Origin of the sequence: Salinicoccus sediminis, from assembly GCF_000986795.1 — a bacterium.
In the GTDB taxonomy this organism is placed as follows: Bacteria; Bacillota; Bacilli; order Staphylococcales; family Salinicoccaceae; genus Salinicoccus; species Salinicoccus sediminis.
In genome coordinates this window covers 310,281-326,123 of record NZ_LAYZ01000001.1, presented here as the reverse complement: position 1 = coordinate 326,123, position 15,843 = coordinate 310,281, and the positions used below count along the sequence as shown (strand labels likewise).

Here is a 15,843-nt window from a genome sequence, read left to right as displayed (position 1 = left end):
ATAATTTTGTCCTGTATGACAGTATTATGACAATTGGAGCGGTATTATTCGTCCTTTGCATTCGCTATCAGTTTCTTCACTTCATGCGGTTTCAGGAACCTGTATTCCCCTTCTGCAAGCCCGTCCAGAGTGAGGAAGTCGTACCTGATACGGGTCAGTTTGAGGACTTCCAGCCCGAAATGTTCGAACATGCGCCTCACCTGGCGGTTCCTGCCTTCATGGATTGTCAGCTCAAGGATCATCTGCCTGTCCTTTTTATCCCGGATGATTTTCACTCCGGCCGGCGCTGTCCTGCCGTCCTCCAGCATGATGCCCTTCCGCATCTCCTTCTGCTGGTCGCGTTTTAGTATGCCGTTTATCTTTACACGGTAGGTCTTGCTCATCTCGAACTTGGGGTGGGTCATATACTGGGTGAATTCCCCGTCATTGGTCATGAGCAGTATTCCTGATGTATCATAGTCGAGACGTCCGACCGGATACAGTCTCACATCCATCTGTTTGAATGCATCGGTGACCGTGCTTCTGCTGCGGTCATCCGCAACTGCTGAGATCTCCCCTGTCGGCTTATAATAGAGGATATGCACCTTCTCCTCGGCAGTCAGTGGGACGCCGTCCACTTCTATCCTGTCGCCGGCAGCCACTTTCGATCCGAGTTCGGCAACCACGTCACCGTTGACCGACACCCTTCCCTCTGTAATAAGCTGTTCCGCTTTCCGTCTTGAAGTGACACCACTGTCAGCAATCGCCTTTTGTAATCTTACCTTTTCCATCATTCATCCTCCTCTATACTGTTGAAAAACAGATCCATTTCTTCCTGCTCCATGATATCCTTCTGGCTCGGCAGCTCTTCAAGTGATCCAAGACCGAATAACTGGAGGAAATAATCTGTTGTTATAAAATGTGCAGCCCGTTCGTCCTGCAGAAGTTTCTTTTGAATCAGCCCTTTGCCGGCAAGCGTAGAGACCGGCCCGTCTGAAGCCACACCGCGCAGCATTTCTATATCACTCCGTGACACCGGCTGGTTGTAGGCGACGATGGAAAGAACTTCGAGTGATGCCTGGGACAGTTTTGATGCGGGTCTCTCTTCAAGTATCCGGCGTATATACTTTTCCATCTCAGGTGTGGTTTCCAGGAAGAAGCTTCCGCCGTGCCTCCTTATTTTCAGGTTCGGCCGGTCGTATGCCTCAACTTCTTTATACAGCTGTTCCTTTGTTATCGGCACATGCATGATCAGCTGTTCCTCGGTGAGGCCGACATCACCGGCGATGTACAGAAGACCTTCCATGATATCTATCTTTTCCATTCCTGCTACAGCCTTTCGATTTCAAAATTCCCCTCATATGCGGGGTGCAGGGCAATCTCTCTTGATTTGACCTGGTCCAGTATAGTGATGAATACAGCCACCACCATCGATCTGGATTCGCTGAAACTGAAGAGTTCGGTGAAACTGAGCTTCCTCCTGTCCTTCAGCCTCACAGCCAGAAATGTTTCAGCCTCCTCCCGGGTGACCGGTTCTCTCTCTATCGTAACACTCACCGGCCGGTCGACCGAAATCCTCGACCGCACTTTTTCATATGCGGCCAGTAGGTCCGGCAGGGAGATATCCACGTCACTGCCGTCATCTTCCGCCTCTTCAAATTCATGCGGTGCTTTGATGAAGACCTTTTCATTTTCCTTTTTCAGCATGCGGAGCTGTTCGGCGTACTGCTTGTAATTCTGATACTCAAGCAGCTGTTCCATAAGCGCCTCGCGCGGATCTTCATACTCCTCTTCCATATGTGCGGGCTCAGGCAGGAGCATGTGGCTTTTGATTTTAAGCAGTTCGCTCGCCATCACCAGATACTCGCTCGCCAAGTTGATTTCAAGTTCTTTCATCTGATCGATATATTCCATATACTGTTGGGTGAGAGTCCGCATCGGGATATCATAAATATCGATCTCGAGTTCCTTAATCAGATGCAGCAGCAGATCAAGCGGCCCCTCGAATATATCCAGTTTCACATTATATACATCCATAAAAATTACCTCTGACTTGGGAGTTGTATGTCATTGAAAACAGCCGATCTTCTAGAATTCTATAACGAACTCATTATAAAGCAAGATTACTTCGAATGCCATGAAATCATGGAAGAAGCATGGAAATCGAAAGCTGAAAGGACAAAGGAGGACCCGGAAGTGTTCCTCATACTGATGGCCGTCGGCGAATACCATTACAGACGCGGGAATATTGCCGGTGCCGTAAAATCATACAGGAAAGCACTGAGTATATTTGACCGCCGTCCCTTCGCGCTTGAGAAAGGGGGGCTTGAACCCTCCATCATCAGCATTATGGAAAGCCGTCTTGCAGATATGCACGATGTGCGGTTCTCCCCTCTGGAATTCCCGCTTACCCAAAATATCCTCATGGAGCTGAACAGCACCTATCTGCCCGGAATGCCGTATGAAAGTTTTCTCAAATGGAGAAGAACGCGGCACGTCACCGACGAATTCACAGTCAACAAACACCGCATGAGGGACAGGCGCCAGGTTGAATCAGACCGGGAAGCCGCGCTCAAAAAAAGAAAACATCAGGATTGATGTTTTCTATACTATGAAAATCCAGTACACAAAGCCCCAGATGAGTGCAAACAGGAACAGGAATATGAAGACAGGATATCTGCCTTTCATATTATTTCAGCTCCGACAGCAGACTTTTGCCGTGTGTCTGGTATTCGATTTTAAAGTTTTCCGCAATTGTTGCAGCCACGTTGCTGAAAGTATCTGAATCGCTGATTTTTCCGTAGCCCATGTCCCTGCCCGCTTTCATCAATAAAGGCACGCTTTCCCTCGTATGGTCGGTGCCTGTGAAAGTCGGATCGTTGCCGTGATCCGCTGTAATGATCAGCAGGTCGTCCTCTTTAAGCTTAGAGACGATTTCAGGCAGGCGGTCGTCAAATGCCTTCAGTGCATTGCTGTACCCTTCAGGATTGCGCCTGTGTCCGTAAAGTGCATCGAAGTCCACAAGGTTGAGGAAGGAGATGCCGTTGAAATCCCTGTCCATCACTTCAAGCAGCTTGTCCATGCCGTCTTCATTGTTCTTCGTGCGCACTGCGTCAGTGACACCCGACCCTGTAAAGATATCATCGATCTTACCGATGGCGATGACATCCTTGCCGTTGTCTTCAAGTGCATTCAGCACTGTCCTGCCAAACGGCTCCAATGCATAGTCGTGGCGGTTTTCCGTCCGTGTGAAGTTCTCTTTTGAGTCCCCGACATATGGCCTTGCGATGATCCGGCCGACGAGAAACTCCGGCTCCGTAGTCATGGCACGCACTTTTTCGCATATATCGTAAAGCTCTTCCAGTGGAATGATCTCTTCATGGGCGGCAATCTGCAGGACAGGATCGTTTGAAGTATAGACGATGAGGTCGCCTGTCTCCATCTGATGCTCGCCATACTCTTTGATGATTTCCGTACCGCTGGCCGGTTTGTTGCCGACGATCCCCCTGCCCGAAACTTCACGTATCCTGTCGAGAAGAGCTTCGGGGAAGCCGTCCGGGTAGACTTTGAACGGCTCTTCAATATTAAGGCCCGCAATTTCCCAGTGGCCGGTCATCGTGTCTTTGCCCTGGGAAACCTCGCTCATCCTGCTGTAGAATGCCGACGCGCTGTCAGTGCACGTCATTCCCGGCAGGGCATCGATGCACCCGAGGCCAAAGCTTTCCATGTTTGGCAGCGCGACCGGATGCGACTCCAGCGTATGTTTCAAAGTGTGGGATCCTTCGTCACCGAATTTTTTTGCATCATGCTGCGCCCCGATTCCTACTGAATCAAGTACTATGAGGTGGATTCTGTTGAACATTTTATCTCCTACTTTCTCGGATGGTATTGCGTATACATCTCTCTGATCTTCACTGCAGATATCTGTGTGTATATCTGGGTTGTACTGATATCGGAATGGCCGAGCATTTCCTGCACTGCCCGGAGGTCTGCGCCGTTCTCGATCAGGTGGGTGGCAAACGAATGCCTGAAAGTATGCGGCGTGATGTTTTTTCCGATGCCGCTCAGCATCTCGTATTTTTTGATCGTCTTCCATAAACCCTGTCTGGTAAACCCTTTACCCCGGTTCGTTATGAATAAAGCATCCACATCATCATCTTTCAGGAGGATGAGCCTCTCATTGGCTATGTAGCTCGTCAGCAGCCTTCCCACATGATCTGTCATGGGCACGATCCGCTCTTTACTGCCCTTCCCCCTCACACGTATGAAACCCATATCGGCATTCAGGTCAGTCGTCTTTATGTCAATCACTTCACTGACCCTGAGGCCGGAGGCGTAGAGAAGCTCCATCATCGCCCGGTCACGGGTGCCGGCTGTGGAACCATCAGGGGTCCTGAGAAGTGTTTCCATCTCCCCGACCGTCAGATATACAGGCAGTTTCTTGTCCTCCTTGACAGTATGGAGCCTGATGGCGGGGTTGCTCTTCACGACATCCTCATTCAGCAGGAACTGATGGTAATTTCTAAGTGTCGACTGCATCCGGGTGATTGTCTTGGCGCTCTTCCCCTCTTCTTTCAGAAGCTTGAGGAACGAAATGATCAGCTCTGTATCAACGGCGCTGTAATCTTGTATCCCCCGGTCTTCCAGAAAAGCCTGATACCGTTTCAGATCCTGGCGGTATGAGCTGATTGACGCCTGGCTCAGCCCCTTTTCCACACTGAGGAAAAGCAGATATTCACCAATATTCCTTTCGAAATCCATCTGTTACTCCTTTTCCTGGCATTTTTTGCAGATACCGTGGAAAGTCAGACGATGATCCAGCACTTTGAAATTGTAATCTTTCTCTACAGTCTTCTCCGCTTCAATCAGCAGATCCTCTTCGATTTCTTCAACCGAACCGCATTCCATACAGACAAGGTGATGGTGGAAATGATTGGCGCCCTCTTTCCTGAGGTCATAGCGGCTGACCCCGTCGCCGAAGTTAATTTTATCGAGAACCTTAAGATCACTCAGCAGTTCCAGTGTCCTGTAGACGGTAGCCAGTCCGATTTCGGGATATTTATCCTTTACCTTCATAAAGACATCCTCGGCGCTTAAATGATCCTTTTCGTTCTCAAGCAGAACCCGGACTGTCACTTCCCTCTGTGGAGTGAGTTTATATCTCGCCTCCTGGAGTGCATCTTTAATTCTCTCAATCCTGTTTTCCACGTGTTCACCTACTTTGTTTGATAATCACAAACATTATATCGAATTTTTGATTGTTTTAAAAGCCTTATTTATAATCATTATAAATTGTGTTTCTCAATTACATATTGTATGGCAATAATCGTTTTTGAGTCCCTGACAGAACCATCGGCCAGTGTTTCCCTGAGATTCTGCAGCGGAATTTTTACAATATCGAGGAATTCATCGTCGTCGAGCATCTGCTCTTTCATTTCCATATTCTCTGCTTCATAGAGACAGACGAATTCATTTGAAAAACCCGGGGATACGTAGAATTGGTGAATGAGAGACAGCTTTTCTGAAACTGCACCCACTTCCTCCTCAAGTTCGCGTTTCGCTGTTGCTTCGGGCGCGTCGCCCTTTTCTATCTTGCCGGCCGGGATTTCCAGCAGAAATTCATCCGGGGCGATACGGTACTGTCTGACGAAGTACATGACCCCCTCATGTACTGCAATGAGGCATACAGCGCCGTTGTGATAGACGATCTCCCTTTTTGACTGTCCGCCGTCCGGAAGTTCCACAGTATCATGATCCACCCGGATCACTTTACCGTCAAATACCCTTTCCTGTTGGATGATCTTTTCTCTAAGATGATCGTAATTGTTGTTTTCAGTCATAATCAGCTTCCTTTCCAATCCGGAATCAGCATGTCCTTAACAAATATACACGTTATCCAATATATCGTCCATGAAAATCTGACAATATGTAAACTATGTCTTCATTGACATGTTCCCATATAATCAACTTCCAGGCAATTGGTTTGAAGCAGTAAATTTTGCACATTCACTGCAAGATTGGGCAATCCCTTGTTATAATTGAATATGTCTATTAAAACAATCATATAAAAGGACTGATTCAAATGAGAACCTTAAATACTAAAGACGGCCTTTCTCTGTCAGAACTTTCTCTGGGATGCATGAATCTTCCCATTGATGATAAGGCCGAATCCGAAAAGATAATAGAGACGGCTCTTGATGCCGGCATCAATTATTTTGATACAGCCGACCTTTATCAATTCGGGGAGAATGAAAGGCTTGTGGGTGAAATACTGGAAAAATACCGTTCGCGGTATGATTTCCTCATCGGCACGAAGGTCGGCAACCAGTTTGATGCAAAAAACCGGGAGAAGACAGCCTGGAATCCATCAGCATCCTATATCAAAGAGGCGGTCAAGGATTCACTCCGCCGCCTGGGTGTAAGCGAGCTCGATCTGTATCAGCTCCACGGCGGAACGATCGAAGACAACAAGGATGAGACGATACAGGCTTTCGAGGATCTGAAGCAGGAAGGTACGATCAGAAGCTACGGCATCTCCTCCATCCGGATGAATGTCATCGATTATTATAAAAAGCACAGTGCGATTGCAACGCTGATGATGCAGTTCAATCCGATCGACAACCGGCCGCTTGAAGTCACTGACGGATTATCCGGCATCCGTCCCCTGGCGCGCGGCCCGGTGATGAAAGGCCTCCTCAGTGACAAGGCTTCCAGTGTGCTTGAGAAGAAATTCGATGAGGGTGTCCTCGATTATTCGAAGGATGAGCTGGAGGAAACTGTCGATGCCCTGGCTGCCATCAACCGGGATCTGACAGCCCTCTCCTACGCTTTCCTCAGGAAGAACGGTGCCGTCATCGTCAACGGGGTCAGCAGCCTCCGGCAGCTGGAGGATAACCTCGCAAGCTACGGACGCACAGAGGATCTGACGGATGATGGATACAACAGCATTCTGGAAGCTGTAAAAATCCTGAAGTACGGGGAGCATAGAATATGAAATCGATGATTAAATGGCTGATCGCGGCCATATCATCATTGATCATTTTCCTGGTCTCCCTCGGTTACTACGCCTCGAGCCAGATACTGTTTTTCAAATTGAGGGATGTGGAAGTGATCAAACGCCGTGAAACACGTGCGAAACGTCTGAATATGGAAGAATTCCAGCAACTGGAACAGGACGATGTACTGATCCCTTCCAGGTTCGACTACAGCATCAATGCCATTTTCGTCCATCCCAATGAGACGGATAAATGGATCGTGCTCTGCCACGGTGTCACCGAGAACAAGATCAGCTCGATCAAATACCTGAACATGTTCGTCGAAATGGGCTATAACGCAGTGATATATGATGCAAGACGCCATGGTAATACTGGCGGCATACACTCCACATACGGGTTCTATGAAAAATATGACCTGGAGACGGTCGTCGATTACCTGTTCGAACATTACGGCCCGGACATAGAAGTCGGCATACATGGAGAATCCATGGGGGCGGCGACAATGATACTGTATGCGGGCGAGCTGTCGAACAGGGCGAAGTTCTATATATCAGATGCATCGTTTTCAACCCTCGGCGATGAGCTGACCAACATATTCAGCCAGTACACTAAAATAGGCTCGCCTCTCGTCCTGTTCTTCACCAACATATTCTTCAGGATAAGGAGCCGTTTCTCACTTTTCAAAGTGTCGCCGATACGTGTGATAGACAAGATAGAACAGCCGATGCTGTTCATCCACTCAAAGCCCGACAAATTCATTCCGTATGAACAGAGCCGTCAGCTGTACGATAAAAAAAAGCCACCGAAAGTGGCCTGGTATCCTGATCGCGGCGGGCATGTTGAAAGCTATAACAGGAACCCGGTAAGATACCGGGAAACTGTCGACCGTTTTATAAAGAAATACGCGGAATGGTGATTTCAAGGTAGTCATGGGCGATCGTTGCATGATTGCCGAGTGTCTCTCTAATCCGCCTGATGTCATCATCATCATACCGGTTACTGATATGGCTGAACAGTATTTTCCTGTAATCAATCTGCGAGAAGTTCTGAAGCACATTTTGTATTTCCGAGTGGAAATATATGTGTGCTTTTTCTATTTCCCCTTCCAGATAGGTGGCTTCATGTACAATGAGGTCGGAGCCATCCACGAGGGACAGGTAGCCGGGGGAAGTCATCACCCTCGTATCACCATGGATGGATATTTTCCTTCCCGGTACGGGGCTGCCAAGAAAATCACTGGTCGCATAAGTGATGCCGCCGTGGCTGAATGTCTCCGAGCCCTTTATCTCCTTGTAGAGGGGGCCGGGTTCGATGCCGATGGATTTCAGCTTACCCGTGTCCAATTTGCCGAGCTTTTCAGGTTCATTGAAGACATACATATAGCTGTCCACGGTGTGGTCAAGCAAATACGTCTCCACGCTGAAGCCCTCCACTTCGTATCGCATATTGTGCGACACTTCCACATAGTGTATCGGGTAATTCAGGTGGGATCCGCTGATTTTGAGTGTGAGTCCCACCCATTCCTTCAGGCCGGGAGGTCCATAAACGGTCAGAGGGATGTCTTCTCCCCCCTGATGGGCACGGGAGGCAAGGAATCCCGGCAGACCGTAAATATGATCGCCGTGCAGATGTGTGATGAAAACATGCCTTACTTTTGCGGGCCGCACGGAGGTATGCAATATGCGGTGCTGTACGCCTTCTGCTGCATCGATCAGAAAATACTGGTTTATCTCCTCCACGATGTCGAGGATGTAACTTTGCGTATTCCGGGTCCTTGAAGGTATGCCTGCCCCGGAACCGAGAACTGTAAATTTCATATGATCACCTGTCTGTAATGATTGGTCCATTATACCATATTAAAGAGTTGTTTTTTTCAGTATACAGTGGAATAATGATATAAGGAAAAATTTGACCAAAGGACTTGTTGGAAATGAATACACAACCATTTAAAACAGCCATTGCATTATTCGGTGCAACCGGCGATCTATCAAGCAGAAAATTATTGCCTTCCATGTTCCATCTGTTCCAGGAAGGATCACTCAAAGACAATTTTGTAATCATTGCCGTGGGCCGGAGGGACTTTTCAGACGAAGATTTCAGAGAAATGGCTGAGGAATCCATCAGTTCCAACAAAAAGCTGGAAAATCTGGATGGCCTTGGTTCATTTCTTCAGCATGTGTTTTATGTACAAGTGGATATTGCAGAGAGCAGTACTTATAAAATATTGAAAGACAGGTTCGAGGAGCTCGAGGCGCAGTTCGACACGGCCGGCAACAGATTATTCTATCTCGCCATGCCGCCGCAGTATTTTACTGTCATAACTGATAACCTGCGGGAATCCGGAGTGACGGATACACAAGGATCCAAGCGTCTCATCATCGAAAAGCCGTTCGGCAGGGATTATGACAGTGCGCTTGCCCTCAACAACGAAATTACCAATACGTTCGATGAACATGAAATCTACCGCATCGACCATTATCTGGGCAAGGAGATGGTACAGAACATCGAAGTGATCCGGTTCAGCAACAGCATGTTCGAGCCGCTTTGGAACAACCATTACATTTCCAATATACAGATCACCTCCTCCGAATCACTCGGGGTGCTCGACCGCGGGGAATATTATGAGAGAAGCGGCGCCGTCAGGGACATGTTCCAGAACCACCTCCTCCAGATCGTTTCCCTCCTTGGGATGGAACCACCTATCAGCCTGAACAGTGACGATATCAGGGATGAGAAGATAAAGGTCCTGAAAAGCCTCAGGAGAGTCGGTGAAAAGGATGTCAAAAGGCATTTCGTCCGCGGGCAGTATGATGAGGGCCTCGTTGACGGTGAAGCAGTTCCCAAATACAGGGACGAGGAAAATGTGGCCGACGACTCCAATACTCCGACATTCATCGCCTCAAGGCTTTTCATCGACAACTTCAGATGGGCGGGTGTACCTTTCTACGTCCGCACCGGCAAGCGCATGAAGGAAAAAGAAACGAAGATTGTAGTGGAATTTAAGGAAGTGCCGAAGAACCTCTATTATCAGGCGGAGGAAGATGATGTGCTCGCCAAAAATCTGCTGGTGATACGTATCCAGCCGGACGAAAGCATCACACTGCACCTGAATGTAAAGGATTATGCCGGTGAGAAGGACACTAAAGAGATCAAGCTGTCATATACGGTTGCCAAACAGGACCTTTCCCGGACCGTCGATGCTTATGAGAACCTTATATATGACTGCCTGAACGGTGATTCGACAAACTTCACCCACCAGGAAGAATTGATGAACGCGTGGGCTTTTGTCGACCCGGTCAATAAAGTATGGGAAAACAGTCCGGCAGCCTTTCCGAATTACCAGTCAGGCTCCAGCGGACCCGTAAAAAGTACGCTCCTCGTCTCACGCGACGGATTCAAATGGTGGGATGTATGATGAATGGAATGAGATTGCCATGGAAACAGTGAATTTTGTTGAAAAGTTTATAGTCTATATAGAAGACCACCTGAGGGGAAGGATCGATTACGACCAGGTTTTAAATGCCATGGGCGTTGAACAGAAGTCATTCATGACGATCTTCACTTCACTCGTCGGCATGACCCCTTATGAATATCAGCAGAAAAGGAAGATGACAGAGCTCGCCTATGAACTATACACCGGGCACAGGCGTATCATAGACATCGCCAAATATTATGGATATTCGGGCATCGAACCGTTCAAAGAGGCATATTTCAGGACGTTTGGCATCTCCCCATATGAAACGGAGAAGCATTTCCGGTCACTCCCTCTCCTGGAGCGGATTTCCTTTGAGGTGGTGCCGGTGGATAAGCCGCGGTACCCTGAGAAAAGACAGTACCTGGAAAGTACAAGGATAGTGGGTGTGGCGGAACGTTTCCCAATCGCAGAGTACAGTGCAGAGGCAAAATATCATCTGCTCGATGATCTTAACAGGAACGGTATCATTGATGAACTGATCCGCTATAACAATGGCAGCATCAAGGGGATCGTCATGCATGAGAGATATGTTTCACAGGGCATGGAAATTCTGATAGGAGTCACCTCGACCCTTCCCACGCCATTTGAGGAGACGTATACCGAGTCCGGTGATTTTGTCATATTCGAATCAACAGGACCGGCGCCTGAAACGGTCGAGGACATCTACAGCTATATTTTCAGAAGATGGCGCTTCAAGGAAGAGGGCGAACTGAACTGCAATTTTTCAATGGAAGTACTGAAAAGCACTTTCGATGTTGCCTCCCCCGGCACCAAAGTGCAGGTGTGGCAGTCATTATACATTGACTGACAAAAAAGAAGTACCGGGATCAGTGATCCCGGTACTTCTTTTGGCTTCAGAACCATTCTGTATGGAATGCGCCTTCCTTATCCGTTCTTTCGTAGGTATGCGCACCGAAATAATCCCGCTGTGCCTGTATCATATTGCTGGAAACACGTCTTTGCTTCATGCTGTCAAAGTAGGATACAGCGCTCAGAAACGCAGGCATCGGTATTTCATTTTGTATTGCTGACGAAGCGATAGTGCGGAGACTCTGCTGGTTGCGGGTGACGATTTCCTTGAAAAAGTCATCCAGTATCAGGTTCGTAAGGCCCGGATCGCTTGTATAGGCTTCATTGATCTTTTCAAGGAAGTGGGCACGGATGATGCATCCTTTGCGCCATATCATGGAGATTTCACCGGGCTGGAGATCCCAGTCGTAGATGTCACTTGCCTCTTTGATGAGCCTGAATCCCTGGGAATAGCACATGAGCTTGCTGATATAGAGTGCATTTTTCAGATCATCAAGGACAGCTTCCCTGTCTGTATCCACTGTGCCCATTTCGCCTGGATAGGCTTCACTGATCAGCGCACGCTCGTCTATCAGGCTGGAGAGGCATCTGACAAACACGCTGTCTGTTATAAGAGATAATGGTATACCGAGTTTCAGGCCTTCGATTCCGGTCCATTTGCCCGTCCCTTTCTGGCCCGCCTTATCCAGGATCAGGTCGAGGACATAGTTGCCTTCCCCGTCCTTGAATTTCAGTATCTCTGCCGTGATTTCTATCAGATAACTGTTCAGCTCTCCTTTGTTCCATTCCGAGAATACATCGCTCATTTCATCATTGGACATCCTGAGCGCATGTTTCATGAAGAAGTAGCTCTCTGCAATGAGTTCCATATCCGCATATTCAATGCCGTTGTGGACCATTTTGACGTAATGTCCGCTGCCGTCTTCGCCGATGTATGCCACACATGGTTTCCCATCATCCGCTTTTGCGGCGATCTTTTCGAAAATGTGACTGACATTGTCATATGCTTCTCTCTGTCCGCCCGGCATGAGTGAAGGGCCGTTCAGTGCACCTTCCTCGCCGCCGCTCACGCCCATACCGATGTAGTTTATCTCTTTTTTTGTGAGTTCTATATTTCTGCGGCGGGTGTTTTCATACTGTTCATTCCCGCCGTCAATCAGCGTATCGCCTTTTTCAAGCAGCGGTGCGACCTGTTCGATTGTCCGGTCAGTCACTCCCCCGGCCTTCACCAGCATGAGTATATTCCTCGGCTGTTTCAGATCGTCCACGAAGGATTCTAGTGTTTCGGCAATGTCAACACCTTCCTGCTTCAATTCATTCAGGCGGTTTTTCCGTACATCCTCAAAAAAATCGAAAGTGACCACTTTAAATCCCTTGCGGGCCATATTTTTCGCTATATTCGTACCCATGACGCCAAGGCCGATGACTCCGATATCATAAATCATTCAGGTCGCCCCATTTCCTTCTGGACTTTGATGATTTCGATGATGAGCTCTGTGATTTTTGCGAGTTCTTCTACCGGCATCCTCTCGGCTGTCGTATGGATGTTTTCATAGCCGAGGCCGAGAATGGCCGTATCAATGCCTTTGCCGGCAAAGATATTACCGTCGCTGCCGCCGCCCAGGCTGATCAGACTGACTTCCCTGCCGATATTCTCTATCGCCTTCGTTACAGTGCTGACGACTTCCGAGTCCTCTTTTGCCTCCAGTGCGGAGTACATCACTTCAGAATTCACTTCCGCACGTCCGCCCAGCTCTTCTGCGGCACTTTCAAATGCATCAATCATATGCTTTGTCTGGGCTTTCATCTTTTCGTCGTCCTGGCTGCGCGCCTCGGCAAGTATATTGACGTAGTCCGTCACGACATTTGTCGGGCCGCCGCCTTCGAATTTTCCGATATTGGCTGTTGTTTCGGAATCGATCCTTCCCAGCTTCATCTTGCTGATCGCCTTTGAAGCGATGGTGATTGCACTGACACCCTCCTCGGGTGCAACGCCGGCATGGGCAGTCCTGCCGTGTATATGTGCTTCGATCTTGCTCTGCGTCGGTGCGGAAGTGACGACTGTGCCGACTTTTCCTGTGGAATCCACAGCATATCCGTATCTGCTTTTGAGTACAGAAGTATCAAACGCCTTTGCCCCTACCAGGCCGGATTCCTCTCCGACGGTAATGACAAATTCAACGTCCCCGTGCGATGCACCGGACTCTGACAGTGAACGGACCGCTTCAATGATGGCTGCAATTCCGGCCTTGTCATCAGAACCCAGAATGGTGGATCCATCGCTGACGATGTAATCTCCCTCTATGGACGGTTTGATGCCGAGCCCTGGCACGACTGTGTCCATATGTACTGTGAAATAGACAGGCTCCGCCTTTTCGTCATCACCCTTGAGATGCACGAAAATGTTTCCGGCGCCGTATCCTGTTTCTTTTTGTGTATCATCTTCGTATACTTCGACGTCCATCTCTTTGAATACCTTGAGCAGATAATCTGCAATATCCCTTTCATGGCCGGTTTCTGAATCAACCTGCACCATTTCCATGAATTGATCGATCAGTCTTTCCTTATTCATCGCTTCATTCCTCCGTCAGTTTGTTGATTGTCACAGCAGTGTATATTATAATAAAAAGAGCAAAAATTTAAGGATGATAGTATGGGCAATGGAAAAATCCAAAAAATTGTTATATGGTTCATGATCTTTCTGATCGTAGTGTCAGGTCTGCTGTTTGGTGTAAGCATGCTTACTACGATGTAACAAATTAAAGAGGTCCCTCCGGGGACCTCTTTTTATATCATACCTCTTCGCCGTGCTCTTCGAACCATGCTTGAAGACCCGTGATGACACTCATCGTTTCGTGTCCTTCAATTTCATGCCTTTCGATCATATCTACGATTTTACCGTCTTTGAACAGGGCGAATGAAGGTGAGGACGGCAGGAATTCAGTCGCTTTTTCACGGACCTGCTCCGTCGCTTCCTTATCCTGCCCGGCAAATACGGTCAGCAGCTGTGTTGGGAGCCTGTCATAGTTGAGGGCATGCTTTGCAGCAGGACGGGCGATGCCGCCGGCACATCCGCAGACCGAGTTGATCATGACAAGTGAAGTGCCTTCCTTGCCCAGATATTCATCCACCATTTCAGGTGTGGTCAATTCTGTATATCCGGATTCACGCATTTCGTTTCTTGCCTGGCTGACTACATCATTCATGTAGAGGTTGAAATCCATATTCATCACAAAAACTCCTTTGGAGCAGCTCTTCTTTCATCCGAGCTACTTAGTATACTTTGATTCAATTCTATATTGAATCAAAGTTTTTGTAAAGGTCAGTAAACTGATGTGTGTTCAGTTGAGTAGCTTTCAATTCTCGTTTTGACAGCTTTCAGGAACTCTCCGGCAACCAGTCCGTCAAGTATGCGGTGGTCGATGGAGAGGCAGAGGTTCACCATATGTCTCACGGCAATCATGTCGTCGACGATGACCGGACGTTTGACTATGGATTCCACCTGCAGTATCGCCGCTTGCGGATGATTGATGATGCCCATGGACTGTACAGACCCGAAGGCGCCGGTGTTGTTGACTGTGAATGTTCCGCCCTCCATGTGCTTTTGCGTCAGCTGATGGTTCCTGCCAAGTTTGGCAAGTTCGCTGACCTGCTTTGCGATGCCTTTGATGGAAAGATCATCCGCATTTCTGATGACTGGTACATACAGCTTATCATCGCCTGCGACAGCGATGGAGATATTGATGTCTTTGTTGACAACGATCTTGTCACCCTGCCATGAACTGTTGAGTATTGGATACTCTTTGAGTGTCTCGGCCACAGCTTTTACAAAAAAGCTGAAGAAAGTGAGGTTATAGCCCTCCTTTTCCCTGAAGGAAGCCTTGTGACTGTTTCTGACATTGACGAGGTTCGTCGCATCAACTTCCATCATCAGCCATGCATGGGGGATTTCCTGGCTGGACTGGACCATCTTGTTTGCAATCGCCTTGCGGACGCCGGTGACGGGAATTTCCTCTCCGGCCGCAGGCTGTCCCGCCTGGGGTTCCGGAGCGGGTTCTGAAACGGGAGTGCTCTCTTTTTCCTCTGCTGGAACACGCTTTTCGGATGGCCCTTCCTCCATCACTTTCAGTATATCCTTCTTTGTGACCCTGCCCTCGAATCCAGTGCCGGTGACCTCATCGAGATCGATGCCGTTTTCACTGGCGAGCCTCATGACCACCGGTGAAATCCGTGTGCCTTTTCGTGCATCGGCTTTCTCCGGGGCTTCGGACCGGGGGGCGGGTTCCCGGGGTGCCGGGGTCGGTTCTTCAACAGATTCAACAGCGGGTTCATCCGCTCCGCCTTCAGTTTCCATCATGCAGATCGGCGTGCCGACTTCTACTGTATCCCCTTCATCCACGAGAAGCTCTTTAATGGTACCGTCAAAGACTGACGGCACCTCGGCAGTCACTTTATCGGTGATGACTTCGCATAATGCATCATATTCTTCGACTGTATCTCCCGGCTTGACGAGCCATTTTTCTATTGTGCCTTCTGTTACACTTTCACCCAGTTTGGGCATCAATACTTCTTCCATTAACCTAT

At 48.5% G+C, this 15,843-nt stretch carries 18 protein-coding genes; 6 read left to right on the top strand and 12 right to left on the bottom strand.

Annotated features, from left to right (window positions below; all coding sequences use genetic code 11):
• Window positions 1–44: 44 nt before the first annotated feature.
• The 3 genes from WN59_RS01695 to WN59_RS01685 are packed head-to-tail and all read right to left on the bottom strand — an operon-like array spanning window position 45 to window position 2,016.
• Entirely contained in the window at window positions 45–770 is a 726-nt protein-coding gene (locus tag WN59_RS01695) for a pseudouridine synthase (RefSeq protein ID WP_046511598.1), read from the bottom strand.
• On the bottom strand, window positions 770–1,303 hold the full coding sequence (scpB, locus tag WN59_RS01690) for an SMC-Scp complex subunit ScpB (RefSeq protein ID WP_046511596.1): 534 nt from the start codon (window positions 1,301–1,303) through the stop codon (window positions 770–772). Before scpB ends, WN59_RS01695 begins: the two co-directional genes overlap by 1 nt.
• A gap of 5 nt (window positions 1,304–1,308) precedes the next feature.
• Window positions 1,309–2,016: a segregation and condensation protein A gene (locus tag WN59_RS01685; RefSeq protein WP_046511593.1), complete on the bottom strand. Its 708-nt coding sequence runs from the start codon at window positions 2,014–2,016 to the stop codon at window positions 1,309–1,311.
• A gap of 33 nt (window positions 2,017–2,049) precedes the next feature.
• On the opposite strand from WN59_RS01685, the gene WN59_RS01680 reads away from it, so the two are divergent.
• Complete coding sequence (locus tag WN59_RS01680) at window positions 2,050–2,577, top strand: DUF309 domain-containing protein (RefSeq protein ID WP_046511590.1); 528 nt, start codon at window positions 2,050–2,052, stop codon at window positions 2,575–2,577.
• Between the two features lie 91 nt (window positions 2,578–2,668).
• On the opposite strand, the gene deoB is transcribed toward WN59_RS01680, so the two are convergent.
• The 4 genes from deoB to WN59_RS01660 all read right to left on the bottom strand — a co-directional run bounded on the left by deoB (window position 2,669) and on the right by WN59_RS01660 (window position 5,819).
• Window positions 2,669–3,841, bottom strand: a complete 1,173-nt coding sequence (gene deoB, locus WN59_RS01675) for a phosphopentomutase (protein WP_046511586.1) — start codon at window positions 3,839–3,841, stop codon at window positions 2,669–2,671.
• Window positions 3,842–3,849: 8 nt separating this feature from the next.
• Window positions 3,850–4,740, bottom strand: a complete 891-nt coding sequence (gene xerD / locus WN59_RS01670) for a site-specific tyrosine recombinase XerD (RefSeq protein ID WP_046511582.1) — start codon at window positions 4,738–4,740, stop codon at window positions 3,850–3,852.
• A 3-nt stretch (window positions 4,741–4,743) separates the two neighbouring features.
• Window positions 4,744–5,187: a ferric iron uptake transcriptional regulator gene (fur, locus tag WN59_RS01665; RefSeq protein WP_046511578.1), complete on the bottom strand. Its 444-nt coding sequence runs from the start codon at window positions 5,185–5,187 to the stop codon at window positions 4,744–4,746.
• A 77-nt stretch (window positions 5,188–5,264) separates the two neighbouring features.
• Window positions 5,265–5,819: an NUDIX hydrolase gene (locus WN59_RS01660; protein ID WP_046511575.1), complete on the bottom strand. Its 555-nt coding sequence runs from the start codon at window positions 5,817–5,819 to the stop codon at window positions 5,265–5,267.
• A gap of 242 nt (window positions 5,820–6,061) precedes the next feature.
• Between WN59_RS01660 and WN59_RS01655 the strand changes: the two genes are divergently transcribed.
• The gene (locus WN59_RS01655; RefSeq protein ID WP_046511573.1) at window positions 6,062–6,973 is read left to right on the top strand and encodes an aldo/keto reductase; all 912 of its coding nucleotides are present in this window, start codon (window positions 6,062–6,064) and stop codon (window positions 6,971–6,973) included.
• Window positions 6,970–7,890: an alpha/beta hydrolase gene (locus tag WN59_RS01650; protein WP_046511570.1), complete on the top strand. Its 921-nt coding sequence runs from the start codon at window positions 6,970–6,972 to the stop codon at window positions 7,888–7,890. The genes WN59_RS01655 and WN59_RS01650 overlap by 4 nt, the downstream gene beginning before the upstream one ends.
• On the opposite strand, the gene WN59_RS01645 is transcribed toward WN59_RS01650, so the two are convergent.
• Complete coding sequence (locus WN59_RS01645) at window positions 7,865–8,791, bottom strand: MBL fold metallo-hydrolase (protein WP_046511567.1); 927 nt, start codon at window positions 8,789–8,791, stop codon at window positions 7,865–7,867. The genes WN59_RS01650 and WN59_RS01645 overlap by 26 nt on opposite strands.
• Before the next feature lie 113 nt (window positions 8,792–8,904).
• On the opposite strand from WN59_RS01645, the gene zwf reads away from it, so the two are divergent.
• Window positions 8,905–10,389, top strand: coding sequence for a glucose-6-phosphate dehydrogenase (zwf, locus tag WN59_RS01640; protein WP_046511564.1), 1,485 nt, complete (start codon window positions 8,905–8,907; stop codon window positions 10,387–10,389).
• A gap of 19 nt (window positions 10,390–10,408) precedes the next feature.
• Entirely contained in the window at window positions 10,409–11,257 is an 849-nt protein-coding gene (locus WN59_RS01635) for a helix-turn-helix domain-containing protein (protein WP_197073380.1), read from the top strand.
• 46 nt (window positions 11,258–11,303) lie between these two features.
• Here WN59_RS01635 and gndA read toward each other — a convergent pair whose 3' ends face one another.
• Complete coding sequence (gene gndA / locus WN59_RS01630; protein ID WP_046511557.1) at window positions 11,304–12,704, bottom strand: NADP-dependent phosphogluconate dehydrogenase; 1,401 nt, start codon at window positions 12,702–12,704, stop codon at window positions 11,304–11,306.
• Window positions 12,701–13,831: a M20/M25/M40 family metallo-hydrolase gene (locus WN59_RS01625; protein ID WP_046511554.1), complete on the bottom strand. Its 1,131-nt coding sequence runs from the start codon at window positions 13,829–13,831 to the stop codon at window positions 12,701–12,703. The genes gndA and WN59_RS01625 overlap by 4 nt, the downstream gene beginning before the upstream one ends.
• Window positions 13,832–13,912: 81 nt before the next feature.
• On the opposite strand from WN59_RS01625, the gene prli42 reads away from it, so the two are divergent.
• Window positions 13,913–14,014 (top strand): stressosome-associated protein Prli42, encoded by a 102-nt coding sequence (gene prli42 / locus WN59_RS13870; protein WP_156172372.1) that lies wholly within the window; start codon window positions 13,913–13,915, stop codon window positions 14,012–14,014.
• A 37-nt stretch (window positions 14,015–14,051) separates the two neighbouring features.
• Here prli42 and WN59_RS01620 read toward each other — a convergent pair whose 3' ends face one another.
• On the bottom strand, window positions 14,052–14,489 hold the full coding sequence (locus tag WN59_RS01620) for a BrxA/BrxB family bacilliredoxin (protein ID WP_046511551.1): 438 nt from the start codon (window positions 14,487–14,489) through the stop codon (window positions 14,052–14,054).
• 92 nt (window positions 14,490–14,581) lie between these two features.
• Window positions 14,582–15,835 (bottom strand): dihydrolipoamide acetyltransferase family protein, encoded by a 1,254-nt coding sequence (locus WN59_RS01615; protein ID WP_046511547.1) that lies wholly within the window; start codon window positions 15,833–15,835, stop codon window positions 14,582–14,584.
• Window positions 15,836–15,843: the final 8 nt, after the last annotated feature.